This is a genomic window from Dysgonomonas termitidis, from assembly GCF_042654545.1.
Classification (GTDB): domain Bacteria; phylum Bacteroidota; class Bacteroidia; order Bacteroidales; family Dysgonomonadaceae; genus Dysgonomonas; species Dysgonomonas termitidis.
In genome coordinates this window covers 1-798 of the sequence record NZ_JBHSGN010000003.1, presented here as the reverse complement: position 1 = coordinate 798, position 798 = coordinate 1, and the positions used below count along the sequence as shown (strand labels likewise).

1 protein-coding gene is annotated in these 798 nt (G+C 46.1%); it reads left to right on the top strand.

The features are described 5' to 3' along the window. Positions 1-145 precede the first annotated feature (145 nt). Positions 146-798, top strand: a 653-nt coding sequence (locus ACFO6W_RS00455) for a hypothetical protein (RefSeq protein ID WP_379993336.1), incomplete at its 3' end; no start/stop codon positions are given.

Below are 798 nucleotides of genomic sequence, written 5' to 3'. Positions count from 1 at the left end.
TCCGATATGCAGGATGGCTCTAATTATCAGGTAGGATAGTGATAAAAAAAAGACTGCATACTCAACGCATTACAGCCTTTTTTAAGTAGAAATTTCAGTTAAAATATCAGTGTAAAGTTAGATAAATAATTTAAAATAGAATATTATGCTAAAAATAACAACAGATACCAATTCAATAAAAGCGGAAAGAAACGGGAATACGCTTTTTGTAGCCGCTAAGAACACGGTTTCTTATTCGAAAGACAATACAATGGTATTTCTCAATGCTCCGGATATTGTACGTATAAGCGAAGCTTTTTCCGGAGGTATTACCATGAACGGCACGCCCATCACGGCGGAGAACATCGAGGCGGAATTTGCGGACCTTTTTGAGTCGCAGGGTGGAGGGGGGCAAGGAATATGGGGACAGATAACAGGAACGCTGTCTGATCAGCAGGATTTGAACGACGCGCTGGCCGGCATACAGGAAGATATCGACGGGCTTGCCGTTATGCAGGGGAACTGGCTCGGTCAGGACTTCGCTACCTACGCCGCCCTGACAGCTTACGATGCAGGATTAACTGAAAAACCAGCTAATAAAACATGGACATTCGTGCATGCCGATGAAAACCCGGCGGGAGGCAATGGCGCTCAGGCCTGTTACGCATGGCTTATACCTGAAGGTGGCACGGAACCTGAATTGTCTTTCCGTTATAAGATCCTGGTACCGACAACGGAGACAGACCCGGTATTTACGGCATGGAAAGGAGATACTTCTGTAAGAGCCGGAGCCGGTTCCAGTACTGCCGGGCCTTATTC